The organism is Pseudomonas sp. C27(2019) (assembly GCF_008807395.1).
Taxonomy (GTDB): Bacteria; Pseudomonadota; Gammaproteobacteria; order Pseudomonadales; family Pseudomonadaceae; genus Denitrificimonas.
On the sequence record NZ_CP043320.1, the window covers coordinates 2,672,607 to 2,691,195 of the forward strand.

An 18,589-nucleotide genomic window follows, 5' to 3' on the forward strand; every position below is an offset into this window, starting at 1 on the left:
TTTCCTTGTTATTTAAAAGTTACAAGCTGAGCATCTTCTTCTAAATAAAAAACAGACAGAATTAATCAACGCTGATAACGCTATGATCGGGATAATACCCTTCGTCATGAACAATAGAAAATATCAACTCTGCTACTTTGTAAGTACGCTCCTTACTGACAGCGCACGCTATGACTTCTGTAGCCAGCCGTTCCAAATGCTCAGCTAACGGTTGAAAGGTCGTATTATTAGCAGCCAACTCCAATACTTCATTAACATATAATGTGTACTCATCACGCGGCCAATTCGAGTCGGATACTCGGATAGGATCCCATTTATAAAATAAGATTTCATCAATACGATTATGCAGAACTTTATTCAACTAATTTACCTCTTGTGAGCGTTACTTAGCGGTGCAGAAAAAGAGCTATTGACGCAATAGTCACTTAGTGGCCCATGCTCTGGCAAAACAAGCCGCCTTGTCATTAAGCAAAACGGCAGTACCCACAACCTTAAATCAAGCGAGCTTGAAAACTCGAATACAGGTAAAGCATTTTGGAAGGTATCAGTCTTGGGGTAGATAAGCACCACATCGCCCTGTCCCTTTAGATAGTTTTCCCCATAAGCAAACAACTGATAAAAATCACCTTGGTTCAGACCATACTTATTAGAGCCATTATCAAGCGCTGAGTCTAAAAGCTTCCATTTAGTGTCTAGCACAAACTCTGTCCTGGTATTTTTATCCACTAGAAAGTCGGGCTTCAATCTAAACCAGTTTTTTCCACGGTGTTTTACTAAAGAAAAAGAACGCGCCTGTGTGCGCAAACAATACGGCTCACGAAGCTGTCTAGAAAGATGTTTGCCTACATAAGCTTCAAAAACTGCCTCCATAGGAAAAAGCAAAGAAAATGCAGAATGCTTACCTGCACCCGTTAATGGCGACATATCGCCGAGAATTAAGCGCATCCAAGCCACTGCCTGACGATAGTGCTCCATCCCCCTATCCACACGCATACGCTGTAGATCCGCCTGCTGCGAGCTAGGCAGTGGAACATTAGAAAAGATGAAGCTAAGCTCGCGGGCACGTTTTTGATTATTTGAATTTAGCGACCAACTCATTACACGCAACAATGCCAAGTGGAGCAGCCGATTGACAGGTCGATCTGGGGTGAACTCTTCATGCTCAGTGTAAAAACGATCTTTGCGGACAAGGTTAGCCTGCAGATGCTGAGAAATGAGTAGCTTGCCTCTTAGGGCTTGCAAGTTATCTTGCTGTTGAACATAGTCACTGCGAACACCACGCTTGACCAAATGCTCCATCGCGCTTAAAAACTCACTGATAAACACTTCAAGCAATGGCATTTTCGCTGTAGCCAAAGCAGCCCTGTCGGTTTGAATGAACCTAAAGCCCGCCAAGCAACGCAGCATTTCAATCAACAACGCTCTAACTTGTTCAGGCTGAGGGGCTGTTTTACCAATTTTCGGCAACACTTCTAACTGAAAACCATCCGGGCTTCGGATCACTCCCACATAGTTCATCAACCTAACTGCGGGCCGTCCATGCCGCTGGCTTAACCTAAGCCACGCATTTTCACCGCTTTCGGAGAGACGAACGGCCTCAGTTTGCAGCCATTGAAACAGGCTTTTAGGCACAAGCTTTGTGGAGCCATTGGCACGCTGGCCAGAGCTCTCCACTAGCACGTCATATTCATAAACCGTTAAGGTGTTCATTCCTGCCTAATAGCCCGCGGATTATAAATACCTATATAGGCTTCAGGCTTATCAAAGGCATCATTATTAATTTGATACCTTTCTTTAACCGAGTAAAGCTCGATTTCATGGTCACCAAACAGTGCTTGCAGGTCTTTTTCAGCATCCAGTTTAGTGATAAATCTAGCGTCTTCTGGCTTTTGATTATCACCGAGCACTAAACTTATCTTAGCCCAGTCTTCAAAGAAGTATTCTTCAAGTAAGGGCACTATCTTTTTGCGGAAAATATCAGCTAACTGCTCAAAACGCTCAGCATCATCTATATCTTCTAGGCTCATGAAGTAAGCGTGTCCAATAGTGTGGTCACGGTCGTACAGCACTTCAATACGCTCATTAATGCGCTCGAGCATCTGGCGCACATCAATATTCTCTAAATCTGTTTTTACCACTAAGCCCACCAAGGGCGCACCAGATTCATTGCGGGTATCGGCCAGCAATGGCACAAATTCAAAACGACGCCTTAATGCTGTGTCTAACAGAGCAAGGGAGCGGTCCGCTGTGTTCATGGTACCGATGATGTCGATGTTGGCAGGCACCGCAAAGTCCTGACCTGAGTAGGGCAGCTTCACTATCACCTTATTATCAGCACCCGCACGTTTATCCGGTTCAATCAGGGTAATGAGTTCGCCAAAGATTTTACTGATATTGCCGCGGTTAATTTCATCAATCACCATGGCGTAGCGCTCAGTTGGATTTTGGCGTGCTTCTTCACACAGCTGTTTAAATACGCCGGCGCGAATTTCATATTTTACCTCGCCCTCTTCCAAGTCACTGTCTAGTACAGGGCGCAAGCCTTCCACAAACTCCTCATAGCCATAAGACTGATGAAAGGTAACAAATCTATAGCGTTTAATTTTTCCTTCGTTGTTCTTGTCGTTCTCAGTGGCGTTAAATTGCTTGCCCTTTTGCTCTACTGATGTCTTAGTGCTCGGCTCATAGCGTTTCAGTAGCTTTAAGAGTTGGTACGTTTTTCCTGTACCTGGCGGTCCATAGTAAATGCGATTGAAACAGTTGATAGGCAACTTTTCATCGGCTTCTAACTCATCAACATCTTCGTTGTATTCTTGCTGTACCTCTTCAATACGTTGCAGCTGATCTTGTGAGTAGAAATCGCTAAGCGCGATTAAATCCTTGTTAAAAAATGGTTTGAGCAGAGTTTCTTCGAACTCTGGCAGATCCCTCGGCCTCACTTGGTAAAACAATGAATTACCTTGTGGCGACCAGAGTTTGGAGTTATGCGTATACCTTTCATGCTTAAGGGCTGGGAAAAGCACCTCATAGCTTCTCTCAAGCCAAGTTTCGCCCTTACTAGCCGGCTGTGCTGCTGTGGTAAACCTGCCGAGCAGCTGGATACTATTGCCATGGCACAAATAAAATAACGTGCCAATGGGTACTTCTTGAAAGCGCTTGCCTTGCTCCTTTCTTGCTAGCTTGTCGACTACTACTTTCTGTGAGTCTAAAAGCTGTTGCTGCTCATCTGCAGTAAATGTCGCTGGTCCATGAGAGAGTTTCCAAACGGAAATATTTTTCTTACTCCAAACGGCCCACACCTGTTTACCAAACTCTAAAACACCCAGTCTTTCTGTGTTTTTCTCTAATACCAATTTCTGTAAAGCAGCGGTATTTTTTACTGATCCGTTTTCTGCAAAAGCAGCTAAAGCTTCGGGTCTAAATATGTTTACAATCGTGGGTTTGGCGCGATCTTGGTAATGAAACGCAATTTTCCACTTGTAAGCCTCACCTAAACCCGTAAAAGCCTCGATACTTTCTAGATCACCACTTCTAGCTAGTTGAGCTACCCGCACCACGCTTTCGCGCACTTTTGCAAAAGCTTCTTCTGCACTGCCACCCAGTGCCGTATACCAGCCATGTGTATCTGAATAACTGTGCCTATTAGTATTTTCTTTAAGCTCAGAACCATCACGAGAAAACACGCCAAACTTAAAGGCTGAACCACCCCAAATACTGCCTAACTTATCTAAGCGTGACTCAATCCAAGAAGTAAAGGTGTCTTGAGAGCCAGTCTTGATGTACTCGTCCAAAGTCATCTCAGATAAGCGCGATAAAGGCCACTCTTCTAGAAACTCTTCCCAAAGGCTATATTGTTCGCTATAGATTTCCATTTCTTTCTCCAAATATTCCTCAGCCACACGTTTAGCATATCAGTTTGTTATTTAAGGAAACACTGAACAAACCCCAAGCGGGCTGCAGCCTTTGGTAAAATAGTCCAATCCGTAATTAGTATCGAGTCCACAGTCATGCAAATCACTTTCGCCGAAGCCGAGTTCGTCAGCAAAAAGAAGCAAACCCGTAGGGATCGACTGTTGATGGACCTGGAAACTCTGGTGCCTTGGTCTGTTCTGGAATCAGTGATTGAGCCGTACTATCCGAAATCTGACGGCAAACGAGGTCGTCCGACTATGGGGCTTTCTCGCATGTTACGTATGTACATCCTACAGCAGGTCATGGGGTTTTCCGATGAAGGAACTGAGGATGCCGTTTATGACAGCGCAGCAATTCAGCTGTTTATGGATATTGATCTTGGGCGTGATGCCGTGCCGGATGCGACCACTTTGTTGCGTTTTCGTCGTCTGCTGGAAACTCACAGCTTGACTCAACAAATTTTTGCTGCGGTCAATTACCAACTGGCGAGCAAGGGCTTGTACCTCAAGGAAGGCACGGTGGTTGACGCTACAATTATTGCCGCACCACCTTCCACCAAGAATAAGAGTAAAAGCCGTGATCCGCAAATGCGCTCCACTAAGAAAGGCAATCAGTATTACTTTGGCATGAAAGCTCACATCGGTGTTGATGCGGCTAGCGGTTTGGTGCACACACTGGTCACCACTGCGGCCAACGTGCACGACGTGAACCAAGCTCATGCTTTGCTACACGGCGAGGAACAGCAGGTATACGGTGATTCTGGTTATCTGGGGGCTGACAAACGGGAAGAAAATAAGGATAAAGATGTGGAGTGGGTGGTAGCCATGCGCCATGGAAAGCGTCGAAAGCTGCGCGATAGCGGCACAGAAGAAGGTCAACTGGCTGACAAAATCGAAAAATTAAAGAGCCGGATACGCGCCAAGGTTGAGCATCCCTTTTACTGGGTCAAAGTGCACTTTGGTCACCGCAAGACTCGCTACCGTGGCTTGGCGAAAAACACAGCCCATCTCTATAGCCTGTTTGCCTTGGCAAACCTGTTCTTGTCGAAGCGATGTATGCCGTTGGCGGGATAAATCCGCCTAAAAACCGGTAAGCTGCCGGTAAAAGCAGCAAAAACGGGTAAAACTGCTGATAAAAAGGTTATTTATGGCCCTGAAGTTGAAATTTAAGAGCTGAATTTTAAATCCGCATGGATTGGCTGGTTTGATTGGTTTTATTCAGCGTTTCCTTAAGCTCTGGCCGGTAAGTTTTTCTGTCGACGGCAGGGCTCAGCATGCTTGTAGATTGCATAGCTGCTTGTTTACACAGGTCCGTAAACACTTTCTAAGTTCCAGTGAAACTGTTTAATTTATTCAGCACACATCACTCCAAACACATAAAATAACTTAGCTCTGCGACATATTGTGTCGCAGAGCTAAGTTCTCTACCGCATCCAGCATGATTTCGGCTAGGCCATCGGATTGCTGGGTAGTGGGAAAAGGTTGTGCTTCGCTAAACCCCAGTTGATTCGCCAGCGAAGAACGCACAGAAAACACATTAAGCTGCTCGCCCTCAATCGCGCTTGAATGCACGAGGTTCGCCAGCAAGGTCTCCAACATACTGTGTTTTTGATGAGCCGATTAGCTGGTTGCCTTACCCAACAACACGCCTTGATTAAGGCGCGTTGTTCTTAACAGGGGCTCGATGACGCGATTATCCCAAGTAAAATTGGGCCATTGCTTTTGCTGCCAAATCCACATAGCGTCTCTCGTGATGCGATTACTGACACTAACCTAATCACATACTGATCTGAATAGACAAGCTAATCGCATCATTACGGCTCATACGACTGCAGAGGTTAGAGCGGTACGGCGTTCTTGCATAACTTATAACGTCCAAATTTTTTCACACATCACTTGATATAAATCTTGGCGATCATCAAAATCACCTTTTTTAAATTCGTTATGAGCCTTAAAGGGTAGCCCATGCTCAATGATGAGTTTTTTAAAATTCGGATTGTTTTCATACGTCAAAGGGCAAAGCGATTTCACCAGCAAGTTTTCTTTAATGTAATGCTGCTTTTTCACTTCGTAAGGTTTGTCACCATAAGACTGGTTAGTACCCCTAGGTAATAAAACCAAGCCGCCCAGACGGTTACGGTATTCTACGAAGTCGTTTTCATGCTCAAACTCATTCCTGTGGTCGTCAAAATGTCTGCCCCATATATGTTCGATCTCATATGGTTTGCCAGTACCTTTAAGGAAGTAGTTTCTAAAGTCGGTACTTTGGCCAGCTAACTGATCAACATAGCCTGATAAGCGTGACAGCAGATACTTAACAAATACCTTGTTCTGCCCATGCAGGCGGAATCGGTGCATCCCCACCCATGACTCATCCATTGCCGCCAACTTACTTTCTAGAATTTCTTGTAGCTCTTCTAGGTTCTTATCGCGTAGCTCTTTTACTAAAGTGTAAATTGTGTAGCGAATCGAAGTGGCAGCAAAAGTTCTGAAGTTGATTGAGCGGCGTACACAAAATATTTCGATGTATTTAGCAACTAAATTGATTTTCTGGTTGGCAGTTTCAACACTATCAGAAGGCAGCAATGGTGCCAGCAGTAATGGGTCTCGTAGAGACGCTGCGATACCCCAATGTTCAATGTAATGAACAGACTCCAACCCCTTAGTTAAGGTTGCTCTCGCTTGAGCGATGCGTAGATAGGCATCAAAATAATACTTAAAATCTTTATTAATAAAACGGTCAAAATCTTCTTGTGAATCTTTGCCTAAGCCGACTAACTTTAAGTTATCGCGGAACCAGTTATGGAAGCGCGTGCCGATTTTCTCAAAGTCCTCGTTTTTAGAGCCTGCTTTACCCTGACGAATGGTGACAGCGTATTTAGCGCGCAAGAATGCCTGAATAAACTTCTGATCTTCTTCTTTATCAATGCCCTGCAGGCAAATGATGGCCTTTTTCCAAAAGTCATTGGTGCTTTTGCGCAGAGCGTTATCTTTAAAGCGTGACAGTAAATAGCCTTTGAGCATTTCTGTCGGAGTGAGGTTTAAACCACGATCATTCATGGTCTCAAAGATTGTATAGGCGTTGTCGTCTGAGTAAGCCAGTATCTCAACCAGCACCACACGCTCTTTAAACCAGTCGATAAAGAACGGTAGCACTTGAGCATCAATTTCTTTGGGGAAGGCTTCGATGATGTCGTTATAACGCTCAACCATATTAACTGTAGAGGCGTCGGCATCATCAGGCACATTGTACTCACCTGTTTCAAAGAGGGCCTGCAAGCCAGAAGTGCGCTCTGGCACATCAATGTTAAATGACTTCTTACCAAATTTCTCAGAGAAAATCATGCCTTCAATGGCTTCATTAACGCCATAGTCTTTCTGCAAATGGTTTAAAAAAATCAAAATAAGCGTGAGCGATGTTAAACGCTGCTGGCCATCAATAATGCTGCGCTTACCGCCCTTTTCACTTAAGGAAACACTGAACAAACCCCAAGCGGGCTGCAGCCTTTGGTAAAATAGTCCAATCCGTAATTAGTATCGAGTCCACAGTCATGCAAATCACTTTCGCCGAAGCCGAGTTCGTCAGCAAAAAGAAGCAAACCCGTAGGGATCGACTGTTGATGGACCTGGAAACTCTGGTGCCTTGGTCTGTTCTGGAATCAGTGATTGAGCCGTACTATCCGAAATCTGACGGCAAACGAGGTCGTCCGACTATGGGGCTTTCTCGCATGTTACGTATGTACATCCTACAGCAGGTCATGGGGTTTTCCGATGAAGGAACTGAGGATGCCGTTTATGACAGCGCAGCAATTCAGCTGTTTATGGATATTGATCTTGGGCGTGATGCCGTGCCGGATGCGACCACTTTGTTGCGTTTTCGTCGTCTGCTGGAAACTCACAGCTTGACTCAACAAATTTTTGCTGCGGTCAATTACCAACTGGCGAGCAAGGGCTTGTACCTCAAGGAAGGCACGGTGGTTGACGCTACAATTATTGCCGCACCACCTTCCACCAAGAATAAGAGTAAAAGCCGTGATCCGCAAATGCGCTCCACTAAGAAAGGCAATCAGTATTACTTTGGCATGAAAGCTCACATCGGTGTTGATGCGGCTAGCGGTTTGGTGCACACACTGGTCACCACTGCGGCCAACGTGCACGACGTGAACCAAGCTCATGCTTTGCTACACGGCGAGGAACAGCAGGTATACGGTGATTCTGGTTATCTGGGGGCTGACAAACGGGAAGAAAATAAGGATAAAGATGTGGAGTGGGTGGTAGCCATGCGCCATGGAAAGCGTCGAAAGCTGCGCGATAGCGGCACAGAAGAAGGTCAACTGGCTGACAAAATCGAAAAATTAAAGAGCCGGATACGCGCCAAGGTTGAGCATCCCTTTTACTGGGTCAAAGTGCACTTTGGTCACCGCAAGACTCGCTACCGTGGCTTGGCGAAAAACACAGCCCATCTCTATAGCCTGTTTGCCTTGGCAAACCTGTTCTTGTCGAAGCGATGTATGCCGTTGGCGGGATAAATCCGCCTAAAAACCGGTAAGCTGCCGGGAAAAGCAGCAAAAACGGGTAAAACTGCTGATAAAAAGGTTTTTTATGGCCCTGAAGTTGAAATTTAAGAGCTGAATTTTAAATCCGCATGGATTGGCTGGTTTGATTGGTTTTATTCAGCGTTTCCTTAAAACAAAAGGACCTAAATAGTAGCTATTGTAATTCTCTACTTCGGTACGCTCATGCCGAGGTTCGTACTCATTTAGAAATGCAGTAGTTAAGTCAGTGACTAACTGCTCAATATGCTTTTGCTGCCAGCTGTATTCACGCTGATAGTAATCCACCGTGTATTTATTCTTATCCAGCACCTCAACAATTGTACGGTCTTTGGCTTCGATCTTATTTTCTAAACGACTCATACCGCCTCCTTAATTTGCGCTGACTCATGTGACTCCCAATTACGAACATCGATCTTTCCAGTGACTGCTGCGGAGATTAGCGCGGCGCGGCGTTCTTGCATTAACTTAATGACGGATTCAGCTTTATTTACTAGGGCCTGTTGACGTTTGCCCGTAAGTCATTGAAAAAAAGAAGCAAACTCGTAATATTTAAGTTCCTACACAAAAACAAAACGAGTTTGCTATGCCCCGATTAATGCTCAGCGATGAGCACTGGTCGAAGCTAAAAGGAATGATGCTTCAAGAAAATATTTATAACAAGCGTGACTTACGCATGGTTGTTGAAGGAATGCTTTACCGGCTACGTGTTGGCTGTGCGTGGCGAGACTTACCTACTTGTTTTGGACGATGGAATTCGGTCTACAAAAAATTTAATGAGTGGTCGAAAAAAGGTAAATGGCTCACGCTGTTTAAAACGCTTACCCATTGAATTTACAGTGACGGGTGGCGAGATTCATGACAGCACTGCAGCAAGCGAACTGATTGAAACGGATCATACAGTACTTTGTCGATATTGGGTGCATTGCGCAGATACTGCTGTTTGAGATCCGTGGTGAACTGATACAACGCCTTATCACTTTGCACACTATGGCGCTCAGGATAACGCTGCTGTAAATACGCACCGAGCTTATCTTGCGCCAACATGCTGCGCACTTGCGCCTGCAACTCGGACGCATAGGCAGCTAAGTATTTGAGTTCAGACATTGTTACTGTATTCCTCTCAACACAAATAATTAAAAGCGCTAGACAGATACCCCCTCTACAATTCTAGACATATCGATTTACGTTGAGGAGTAACAGCAAAGCGACATACTATGTCGCACCCAGCTGTTAACTTACAATTCAAAAGCCATGTAAGTATATCGCTTCCTCATACTTTTATAGAGGGTAAATAATATGAATTTGCTAGATGCACTTGTACTTAAAGAACTCAAAGGCGTTGGGAACGAAACAATAAGCGCATTATTAATTTTCACCGCTGCCAATCAGCTTAAAACACTTGAAGATCTCGCAGGCTACCGCAAACACAAATTACCTCTTAAAAGAACGCCATCCTCGTTGGTTGAGTTTTTAAAAGCCGGTCAATTTGATTCTGCAAGGCAGCCGCTTTCTGAAAAGCTTGATGGCTGGCAACAGCAAGGCATCCAAGTTTTATTACGTGGAGATGCTAACTACCCCACTCGCCTACTCGATGTTGCTTCGCCGCCGCCTTTTCTTTTTTGCAAAGGCAATATAGACCTACTGCAAAACGAAAAATCTATTGCTGTGGTGGGAACACGTCAAAATACGAGCGTGGGTGAAAAGCTGACGGTAAAAACCATTGCAGAGTTTGCAAGAACAGAATTTACGATTGTTAGCGGCTTGGCACTGGGTATCGACGCTATCGCACACCGTGCAGCATTGGACTTTAACGCCCCTACCATTGCCGTGCTTGTAGACTTAATCTCAATTTCGCCAGCTGGAAATCGAAAGCTTGCTGATGAAATCTTAAACAGCGATGGTCTCTGGGTTTCAGAAAACCCACCTGGCACTCGATTGATACCTGCTCTTTTTGCTAAGCGCGATCGGATTCAAGCTGGTTTATCTGTTGCAGTTTTTGCGATAGAAACATCCATTGATGGCGGCACAATGCATGCAGTCGATGCCAGCTACACCATGGGACGCCCTGTATTTGTTCCTGATGTTACAGCTGCTGGTTACTCTGATCTAAGCATTCCAGCCATAGCAGGAACACAAAGTCTCGTTAAGAGTGGCCGTGCTCATTACTACACCCGAGAATCCTATAAAGAAATCTATACTCAGCTTGAAGCTCAAGCCACCTCGTTTACAGGAACGGTAGACAACCCAGCCTCTTATGCTTAACAGCATCATTTAGACTTTGTTATTAAACCCACTACGTACACAGCCATTTTTAAAGCAAATATATTTATGACTAAAAAATTAAACATGCAATTATCCGCAAAACAAACAGCACACTATTTGTCCATCATGCGCAAAAAAACAGAAAATGAAGTGAATCAAGATTGCGAGCCATCAGGAGCAATTCTGCGCATCTCAGTGTGCCCTATTTTTGGTGCCAGCCTTGACGTTGAAGGACATGACTTAGGTGAGATAGCTTTTGAGTTTGTAGATTAAGAATGCAGTGATTGATACGCCAGTAGTGGTACAAGCACGAGTATATGCATTGAAGAACGCCCGGGCGCGGCGTAACTAGACCGCCTGCTATACAGTGATCGCATTCGAAAAGTTACCACCTACGACCACGATAGTAGCGGACAAAGGCTATGACAGCAGCAAGATTCGTAAGCAGATTAAAAGCAAAGGCGCTGATGTGGTTATACCAAGAAGATCAAACTCAGTCGTGGGCAATGGGGATATGAATTGGTCGCTGTACCGTGATCGTCATCTAGTTGAAAATGCGTTTGCGCGCTTGAAGCAATTTCGAGGTCTGGCAACGCGATATGATAAGTTAAAGCGTAATTATCAAAGCGTCGTTGCCATGGCTTGTGGGTTGTTATGGCTGCCAATGTAATGAAACGTCAACAAGCCCTAGTAATCGGCCTCAATAAGCTCCATTACTAGCTCTAATTGCTAGTATATATTTCGACTCGGATTTAGGAATAGGTCTTATATTTTCTTTGCGTACATAAAAAGAGGAAGGGAGCGTAAAGAAAATCGTTTTACTTTTTCAAACATTCGTTTAGTTGGATGGCTGCAGCCTATTACTGGCTATAATAGATAGGATAGAAAGTAATTCTGTAATTTCTCCGAAGCACAGTCACGCATATATAGCCCCCCTAAATTGGAAAGCAGTGCAAATTTACCCTACAGCGGGATAACATTTTGAAAATTGGCCTGAAATTACATAGGTTGTAATACTTACTCACTTACTCAAAAAACCATCTTGTATCGAGACGTTGGGCTGATCGCCTCGACAATGTTCCTCGAGCTTGCTGAGCCGCATAACTCATTCAAAAACGCTATTTCTTCAGCATAATCATCCTCAGAAACAATCGTCCACCAGTAGCGATTTGCTGCATCCCAGCGATAGCCACGCTTTTTAACGATCTCACGATCATCATAGGAGACGCCCTTAGCGATAATCTTAAAGCTACTTTTCCGTGCGTTGGCTAAAAGCTCTGGTAGTGCATTTGGTACAACTTCAAATAACTGCACCATAGCCAAACAGTCCGTTGCAGCGCGGTGGCCATCATAAAAGTAGCCATTTTTCAGTAGTAAATACTCAAGCTTTGCGCTTTCAAAGCCATGTGTACGCCAATCAACATCCTTAACGCTGCAAGCCCAAACCTTATCGGCCATTTCAGGGAAGCGAATATCAAAGAACGCACGATCAAACTGGGCGTTATGTGCGATCAGTACATTGGAACTGTTAACAATACGCGCCACATGAGCATCATCAATACGTTTGCCGGCAACCATCTCATTGGTAATACCGGTAACACCCGTGATCAGCTCACTGATTGTTTGCTTAGGACATTCCAACTGGCTTGTGATTTCTATGATTTCAGTGATCTTTCCCAAGGTTGGGCTGTAGGCTACCTGCACCAAACCAATCTCAATCACCTCATCCGAACCTGCTGTAAAACCAGTGGTTTCAAAGTCCAGTAAGGCCAACGCAATTTCATCTCCAGCAGCTTCGCGCAGCTTGATCGGTAAGCTAGCTTCAGCCGAAAACGGGATTTTTTCTAAGAGACGAAAGCGTGTTGGATTTGATTCGATTTCTGTAAAACGAGTAATGTCGAACATAAGGATTCTCATATTGATTTGTCGCAACACTAGCAATAAACACTGTTTATATCCACAGCTGTCTGGATTTGCACGATATAGATTGTCACTTGATAAAAGTGCGCATAGTTGCCCCCCCCTGCACCATTCATTAGGTGGCCTGCGAGACAATTTTTTAAATGATTCGAATCCTTGAACATGGGGCTATATTTGAAAGCCCTCACTGTATTGATTACAGCGTATGTAATTCCCAAAAAACTCAGAGCCGTAATTTCCACATTATTATCTATCTGGAAAATCCTTAGTTTTTTCCAGATAGATACACATGCTAGGTTTCGATTAATAAGCTGCAACCTACGTTTTTTCCAGATATATGTAGGAAATTCAGCATTTAACTTTCAGGGAGCCTCACGATTACTCTTCTTTGTGTTTTTTCCAGTTACACTGCTAATCCATTCAGGCTCCCATGCTGGGTGATCATGTGCTTCTCGTGAATGGCGAGCTTCTTCATGCAGGAACGAATTTTCCTTTATTCGAAGAAATCCTTTGCTGCATGTTGGGCATATCCAGTCAGGGCTATTGTCCGGGCTGAACGGGAGTTTTAAAAGCTTTCTGTCCATGAGTGATGTCCATGCTGTCGTACATAACAACTTATTTGTAAGCCGCTTTGTAATTTATTTTTCAATACTTTAAGCAATCCTGGAGCAGATTCCCTGACGAAGGCTATCCACTTCTCAAACCACTAACCCCTCCGAATTCCCCCTCAACCACTCCCTGCACACCTGATAATCCTGCATCACCCGCATCACCTCACGCCAAAACTCCGGTGAGTGGTCGTGATGTATCAAGTGACAAAGTTCATGGATAACAACGTAATCTACCATGCGGTTCGGGGCGAGCATGATGCGCCAGTTAAACTCCAGCTGACCTTTAGTGGTGCAGCTACCCCAACGGGACTTGAAGGTTTTAATGGCAACACCTGCTGGCTCAACACCGACGATAGGCGCGTAGCGTTTTACCTTCTCACGGATTTTTAAGCTGGCCTGACGTTTGTACCAACGTACCAGCGCGTTACGAATCATGTGCGGTTGTTGGCTGCCTTCGGGTGTTTGCACAACTAAGTGCCCCTGTAACAGCTTCACAGGAGCGAATGGGCCATGCTCAACTTTGAGTCGGTAGTTACGCCCCAGGTATGGAAAGGCTTCACCTGAGACAAACTGCTTACTGCTAGCCGGTGCCATGTCGCGTTGCAAGGCCATTTTCTCTTTGATCCACATGCGCTTGGATGACAACAGCTGATCAATTTTTTCAAGGCTGGTGCTCACCGGCACGATCACCGACACAGCACCTTCCTCGACCCGTATGTCAGCGGTCTTGCGGCGGTTGGTACGAATGACCTCAGCAATAAAACCATTGCCGTCACGGTACTCTGGAGCGCCTAGAACGGTTCGCATAGTTTACTTACCGCCAAAACGGGTTTGGGCTAATTCTAGGAAGCGGTCTTGCACAACCTTCACCAGCGCGGCATCACTGTACGAACACTCTAAAATGGCACGCTTGATTTCTTTCTTCATGCGCTTGACCTCATCGCCCTTGGCAAAGAAATCAACAATTTGCGTGGCCTCGTCAAACATGCTGACCAAGCCTTGGCTGGTGGCTTTGATTTCATCGTGTACGGTTTCGCTAACGGTTTCTTCACCGCTATGGCGGGTGACTTCAACCATCAGGATGTTGTAGAAAGCCAATTCGGTATCGGTTAAACCTAGATCAGTCGCAGTCTGTGTACGTTCGGATTCGATGTTGTTACAAAACTCCAGTAGCAGCTCTACTTGCTGATCCCACTTACCGTTGTATTTCTCGATAATGTCCTGCAAGCGCAAACTGAGCGACCGGTAGTATTCAGGGTCATCATCAAGGTTGACGGTAATGTGATGCTTAATGGCGCTCTCAATCTCTGACGCTCGCGATTCAGGTGATTTAATTGCGTCTACCGATTGTTTGAAGTTGGCAGCCATCAGATCCACCGGTGGGATCTTAGGATCAACCCCTGTGCTGATAATGTGCTCTTCAACCAATTGGCGCACCTTGGCACCAACATCTTTGATATTCAGTCCAGGATCACGGTAGCGGTTACGCGCAGCATTCTGCACCTTGCCCCAGAGCCTTAGATCGCCTACAAAAGGCCTCGCAGCAACATCTGGCAGCACCACATCCATTTGCTTGGCAAAGCGCTTAAACGCAAGCTCAAACTGCTGACGGACATCTTCGTCTTTAAGAAACAAAACATAGTCGTCAATGTCATAGCTCTTGAGTGCGCTAAACACATTGGCAACGCGAGTATGTGCGGCTTTAAGTCTTGGGATCTCGTCTTTAAGCGTATGGTAAGTGCCTTGCACGTCCTCGCTGCTGAACATCTCCAGCGCTTCGGTCAGGTAGTCCGACAGGCCATGGTAATCCACCACATAACCCACATCTTTGCCGGGGTAAGTACGGTTTACCCGCGCAATGGCTTGCATCAGGGTGTGTTCTTTTAGGCTGCGGTCGATGTACATGACTTGTGCGATGGGTGCATCAAAGCCGGTCAGTAGCATGTCTTTGACGATTAAGAAGGCGGTTGGGTCTTCTTTTTCTTTATCGGTGCCAAAGGGCTTGGTGAAGTTTTTAATCACCTGCTTTTGATGGGCCGCATTGGTGTAGGGCGTATAGATGGCTTCATCATTATGATTGCCAGAAATAATCACTTCCGATGGCGGTGCGCCCAGCTCGTCGAGGGTTTTCTTAAACAGCGTGGCGGCATAACGACTACCCACCACGATCATGCCTTTAAAACCATCGGGCTGAATTTTCTCGCGATAGTGGTTTAACAGATCAATACATACCCAACGAATACGCGCTGGTGCTTCACGCACTGCACGCTCTACGCCGTACTTCTTCTTGATCTCGGCCTGATCTTCTTTGCTGTAATCTTTGAAATACTCGTCAAACAGCGCATCCAATGATTTGCCGACCACTTCACTCTGTACTTGGCGGCCTTCGTAGATGATACGCACCGTGGCACCGTCTTCGACCGCTTCATTGATCTTGTACTGGTCAATGTAACCACCAAATGCCTGATCCATTTTTTGGTTTTTTAATAGCGGTGTACCGGTGAAACCGATCTTAGGCGCATTGGGTAAGGCTGCGTTAATGGTCGCGGCAAGATTACCAAACTGGGTGCGGTGCGCCTCATCCGCTAGCACGATGATGTTGTCGCTGACGTTGAGGTCTTGGAAGTCGCCTTCGGCTTCAGCCTCCTGAAACTTCTGCACCATCGCGGTGACGATATCCGATGAGTCACGGCTCAACAGCTCTTTTAATTCAGCCACAGAATTGGCGTTATAGACGGTTTCGTTTTGTGCTGCGCGGAAGGTGCTGGAGAGCTGCGAATCAAGCTGAGTACGGTCAGTGACAAACACCAGCTTGTACTGCTGTAACTCTGGATCACGGCGCATCTTCACCGCCAACATCACCATGGTCAGCGATTTACCTGAACCTTGGGTGTGCCAAACAATCCCCGACTTCTCGCGGCGGTCTGCACCCGTTTTAAGGCGCTCGATCACTTTATTTACTGCACGGTACTGCTGATAACGAGCGACCTTTTTAATCAAACGCCCATCAATCGGCTCGTAAATAATAAAGTTACGGATTAAGTCTAAAAAGCTCGATGGGTTAAACATACCAGCCAGTAAACGCTGCTGCGCGTTGATCTCAGCGTGCTCAACAGCACCATTAGCAATCTGCTGCGCTTGCGCCAAATACGCTGGAGACGGCACATCAGACACGTCCACCGGCACGCTTTGTTCACTAGAGACGGGCTTACTCAATAGCGCCCGAATATCCGCATCACTGTACGGGTGGGCATCTTTCCAATCGCTGTAGTACTGAGCGCTGGAACTGATAGTGCCGACCTTAGCTTGATCACGGCAGGTGCTGACCATCAGTTGGTTGTACCAGAATAACTTTTGCGCACCTTCCTCGCTGACTGGATCACGCAGATTGGCATAACGGCGCAATTGGATAATGCCTTCGGCAATGGCATCGGCAACATAAGGTGACTTGCACTCAATCACTGCCAGCGGCAGGCCATTCACAAAGCAAACAATATCGGGAATGACGTTTTGGTTAACGCCTTCAATCTTGAACTGATTGGTACAGATGTATTCGTTATTGGCTGGGTTATCAAAGTCGATAATCTTGACCGTTTGCCCTTTGCGGCCTTTGCCTAAGTCCTGCTCGACCGAGAGGTAATTGACCAGCATCTCGTAAATGGAATGGTTGTACTCCATCAGCGCAGCATGATTGGGGTGCGTCAGTTCACGCATCACCTTGCCAAGGTTTTCATTACTGATCCACGGATTAAGCTTACGCAGCGCCGACTCAAGACGCTGCACCAACACCACATCGCGGTAATACGCACGCTCGGCGCTGGACTGCGCATCCTTGCCGGCGGCAACCGGTGCAAGACTTGCGCCTGGCACATAGGTCCAACCCAGTTTAATCAACTGGGTGATGGCGGGTTGCTCTACTTTTAACTCTTCATCCTGAAACATCATGCTGCTCGCTTCTTCATCCGTTTTGTTTTGCAATGTCTAAACGACTATTTGCGTGCGCTTAGCGTGCTTATGTTAATCGCTAATAGCGGAATAGTAATTATGGATTAATCAAAGCTGTCAGAGTAAAACAAGTGCTTGCCCAGCAGTGGAACAAGCTGACGGTGCTCTCGGAACGCTTAGATTGGGATATTAGGTCATCCATTATTTAGTATTGATAGGTTGATTCAAACATACGGCTCACAGAACACCCGCCAATCTTTTTGCCATTTTGAATTCGAGTGCCGCTTTGGCAGCACCATCAAAACCCGGAAATAGCGTTGCAGCTGAAAAACCAAACTTAGAGCATCTAAATAGAAGCTCACCTGCCATAGCAGCCGGGAGGATAACTTTGTACGCTACGCAACCTTTACTCTCTTCAAATAATTGATTTATCGACCCTTCAAGAAACTGAGGGGAGAATGGAGTGTGTCTATACATACTGCCTTGCTGTCGCTGAACTAAAAAAACGCCCTTCTGTGGAGCTAAGTTTTGGCTTGTGCTGCCAGGGAGTGAAACACATTCAAGCTGTTCCTCAAATATATAGAATGATGCTGAGTCTACAATCCAAACAGCAAGACTTTCTGGTATCTCTTCCAAACTCAATACTTGTGATGCTGCAAAGTATGCAGCAACAAGAGGGCTTCTGCTCCAGTCCAACAGTCTCGTTGGGACTCCATGGTGTTGAGCGAGCGCAAGAAAGGAAAAATACTCTTTTGAGGGCCAGCCTGTCCCATCAGCGCCATAACGAGTCGAAAACACATCAAACTCCATGAGACGCCTAAACTCAGGCGAGTCATTAGGGATAACCAACCCCATCTCGTCCAAATAACTTAAAAAGTTGAGTAAAATCAAATACTCAAAAAGAACTATTTGCTCAGTTTGGCTATATTCTCTGAGCTTGCTCTTGTATTTCAGGCTAACTTCATTTCTAAGGACAGAAGGGATTAATGCCCAGCTAGAGTCTCCTTGCCCTCTAAATACCGGTTTTTGCATACCCTTCACTAAGCTTCCGATTGGGGAAATCGTGTCCCAAAACTCATCTACTGATGATGTTTCTATTTCTTTGATTGTCATAAGCCAGCCGCCTGCTCCTTGTCAGGAAGATTAACGCGCACCTTGCCAAGGTTTTCATTACTGATCCACGGATTAAGCTTACGCAGCGCCGACTCAAGACGATTCACCAGCACCACATCTCGGTAATAGGCGCGCTCTGCTGTGGGCTGTACATCCGTGCTTGCGGCAAGCGGTGCAAGACTTGCGCCTGGCACATAGGTCCATCCCAGTTTAATCAGTTGGGCAATGGCGGGTTGCTCTACTTTTAACTCTTCATCCTGAAACATCATGC

14 protein-coding genes and 4 pseudogenes are annotated in these 18,589 nt (G+C 45.8%); 6 read left to right on the forward strand and 12 right to left on the reverse strand.

Annotated features, from left to right (window positions below; genetic code table 11):
* Positions 1 to 61 precede the first annotated feature (61 nt).
* Genes FXF61_RS12295 through FXF61_RS12305 form a run of 3 tightly spaced genes read right to left on the reverse strand, consistent with a single transcriptional unit; the run spans position 62 to position 3,872 of the window.
* Entirely contained in the window at positions 62 to 361 is a 300-nt protein-coding gene (locus tag FXF61_RS12295) for a hypothetical protein (RefSeq protein WP_151185540.1), read from the reverse strand.
* 5 nt (positions 362 to 366) lie between these two features.
* Entirely contained in the window at positions 367 to 1,710 is a 1,344-nt protein-coding gene (locus FXF61_RS12300) for an McrC family protein (protein WP_151185541.1), read from the reverse strand.
* The gene (locus FXF61_RS12305; protein ID WP_151185542.1) at positions 1,707 to 3,872 is read right to left on the reverse strand and encodes an McrB family protein; all 2,166 of its coding nucleotides are present in this window, start codon (positions 3,870 to 3,872) and stop codon (positions 1,707 to 1,709) included. Before FXF61_RS12305 ends, FXF61_RS12300 begins: the two co-directional genes overlap by 4 nt.
* Positions 3,873 to 4,007: 135 nt before the next feature.
* Between FXF61_RS12305 and FXF61_RS12310 the strand changes: the two genes are divergently transcribed.
* On the forward strand, positions 4,008 to 4,985 hold the full coding sequence (locus FXF61_RS12310) for an IS5 family transposase (protein ID WP_151183574.1): 978 nt from the start codon (positions 4,008 to 4,010) through the stop codon (positions 4,983 to 4,985).
* Between the two features lie 312 nt (positions 4,986 to 5,297).
* Here FXF61_RS12310 and FXF61_RS15125 read toward each other — a convergent pair.
* A pseudogene (locus FXF61_RS15125) lies at positions 5,298 to 5,651 on the reverse strand (DUF4172 domain-containing protein).
* Positions 5,652 to 5,777: 126 nt separating this feature from the next.
* The gene (locus FXF61_RS12320) at positions 5,778 to 7,397 is read right to left on the reverse strand and encodes a DUF262 domain-containing protein (RefSeq protein ID WP_218571806.1); all 1,620 of its coding nucleotides are present in this window, start codon (positions 7,395 to 7,397) and stop codon (positions 5,778 to 5,780) included.
* A 65-nt stretch (positions 7,398 to 7,462) separates the two neighbouring features.
* On the opposite strand from FXF61_RS12320, the gene FXF61_RS12325 reads away from it, so the two are divergent.
* Positions 7,463 to 8,440 (forward strand): IS5 family transposase, encoded by a 978-nt coding sequence (locus tag FXF61_RS12325; protein WP_151183574.1) that lies wholly within the window; start codon positions 7,463 to 7,465, stop codon positions 8,438 to 8,440.
* A gap of 144 nt (positions 8,441 to 8,584) precedes the next feature.
* Here FXF61_RS12325 and FXF61_RS12330 read toward each other — a convergent pair whose 3' ends face one another.
* Complete coding sequence (locus FXF61_RS12330) at positions 8,585 to 8,827, reverse strand: DUF262 domain-containing protein (protein ID WP_151185544.1); 243 nt, start codon at positions 8,825 to 8,827, stop codon at positions 8,585 to 8,587.
* 223 nt (positions 8,828 to 9,050) lie between these two features.
* Between FXF61_RS12330 and FXF61_RS12335 the strand changes: the two are divergent.
* Positions 9,051 to 9,287, forward strand: a pseudogene (locus FXF61_RS12335) (transposase); the annotation flags it as partial.
* A gap of 71 nt (positions 9,288 to 9,358) precedes the next feature.
* Here FXF61_RS12335 and FXF61_RS12340 read toward each other — a convergent pair.
* Positions 9,359 to 9,571, reverse strand: a pseudogene (locus FXF61_RS12340) (metal-dependent hydrolase); the annotation flags it as partial.
* Positions 9,572 to 9,763: 192 nt separating this feature from the next.
* On the opposite strand from FXF61_RS12340, the gene FXF61_RS12345 reads away from it, so the two are divergent.
* The 3 genes and pseudogenes from FXF61_RS12345 to FXF61_RS12355 form a co-directional block, all read left to right on the forward strand.
* A complete protein-coding gene (locus tag FXF61_RS12345; protein WP_151185546.1) occupies positions 9,764 to 10,729 on the forward strand; it encodes a DNA-processing protein DprA in 966 nt (321 codons plus the stop codon).
* Positions 10,730 to 10,795: 66 nt separating this feature from the next.
* Entirely contained in the window at positions 10,796 to 11,002 is a 207-nt protein-coding gene (locus FXF61_RS12350) for a hypothetical protein (RefSeq protein ID WP_151185547.1), read from the forward strand.
* Positions 11,003 to 11,114: 112 nt separating this feature from the next.
* A pseudogene (locus FXF61_RS12355) lies at positions 11,115 to 11,399 on the forward strand (transposase); the annotation flags it as partial.
* Positions 11,400 to 11,758: 359 nt separating this feature from the next.
* Here the strand turns inward: FXF61_RS12355 and FXF61_RS12360 are convergent.
* From FXF61_RS12360 to FXF61_RS12380, 5 genes are all read right to left on the reverse strand, one after another.
* Entirely contained in the window at positions 11,759 to 12,634 is an 876-nt protein-coding gene (locus FXF61_RS12360; RefSeq protein WP_178087311.1) for a 3'-5' exonuclease, read from the reverse strand.
* 713 nt (positions 12,635 to 13,347) lie between these two features.
* Positions 13,348 to 14,067, reverse strand: a complete 720-nt coding sequence (locus FXF61_RS12365; protein ID WP_151185549.1) for a M48 family metallopeptidase — start codon at positions 14,065 to 14,067, stop codon at positions 13,348 to 13,350.
* Positions 14,068 to 14,070: 3 nt separating this feature from the next.
* Positions 14,071 to 17,205: a type I restriction endonuclease subunit R gene (locus tag FXF61_RS12370; RefSeq protein WP_218571808.1), complete on the reverse strand. Its 3,135-nt coding sequence runs from the start codon at positions 17,203 to 17,205 to the stop codon at positions 14,071 to 14,073.
* 237 nt (positions 17,206 to 17,442) lie between these two features.
* Positions 17,443 to 18,318, reverse strand: a complete 876-nt coding sequence (locus tag FXF61_RS12375) for an FRG domain-containing protein (protein ID WP_151185550.1) — start codon at positions 18,316 to 18,318, stop codon at positions 17,443 to 17,445.
* Positions 18,315 to 18,587 carry a hypothetical protein gene (locus tag FXF61_RS12380; RefSeq protein ID WP_151185551.1) on the reverse strand — a complete coding sequence of 91 codons (273 nt, stop codon included), beginning with the start codon at positions 18,585 to 18,587 and terminating at the stop codon, positions 18,315 to 18,317. Before FXF61_RS12380 ends, FXF61_RS12375 begins: the two co-directional genes overlap by 4 nt.
* Positions 18,588 to 18,589 lie beyond the last annotated feature (2 nt).